The following is a 763-nucleotide window of genomic DNA, read 5'->3' as shown; positions in this document are numbered from 1 at the left end:
GGTGATTTTAAATCAGTAGAAACTATTTCTAAAGAATTAAAAAATAGCATAATATGTAGTTTAGCTAGATGTGTGCAAAAAGATATTGATGTTGCTGCTGAAGCTATGCGGTTTGCAAAAAACTTTCGTATTCATATTTTTTTAGGTACTTCTCCGTTACATATTAAATCTAAATTAAAAAAAAGTTTTTCAGAAATAATAGACATGGCTATATTTGCTATTAAAAGAGCAAAACGTTATACAAATGATGTTGAATTTTCTTGTGAAGATGCAGGAAGAACTCCAATAAATCAGTTATGTTATATTGTTGAAAATGTCATAAAAGCGGGAGCAACAACTGTTAATATTCCGGATACTGTTGGTTTTACGATTCCTTATGAATTTAGTCAGATTATAAAATCTTTATACAATAAAGTCCCTAATATTGATAAAGTAGTTTTATCTGTTCATTGTCATAACGATTTAGGTATGGCTACAGCTAACTCTATAACAGCAATTCAAGCTGGTGCTCGTCAAATAGAGGGAACTATGAATGGTATGGGAGAAAGAGCAGGTAACACAGCATTAGAAGAAGTTATTACAGCTATAAAACTTAAAAAAAATAATTTGAATTTACATACTAACATTAAACATAAAAAAATATATAAAACCAGTAAATTAATTAGTGAAATTTGTAACATTATTATTCCATCCAATAAAGCTATTGTAGGAACTAATGCTTTTTCTCATTCATCCGGTATTCATCAGGATGGTATATTAAAAA

1 pseudogene is annotated in these 763 nt (G+C 28.4%); it reads left to right on the top strand.

Going from position 1 to position 763, the window contains the following annotated elements:
• Positions 1 to 763 (top strand): annotated as a pseudogene (locus tag LDP10_RS03040) (2-isopropylmalate synthase); the annotation flags it as partial.

Origin of the sequence: Buchnera aphidicola (Pemphigus obesinymphae) (genome assembly GCF_026122815.1) — a bacterium.
Lineage (GTDB): Bacteria > Pseudomonadota > Gammaproteobacteria > Enterobacterales > Enterobacteriaceae > Buchnera_C > Buchnera_C aphidicola_BJ.
Note: the sequence above shows the minus strand (reverse complement) of the source record. Positions and strands in the feature narration are given on the sequence as shown.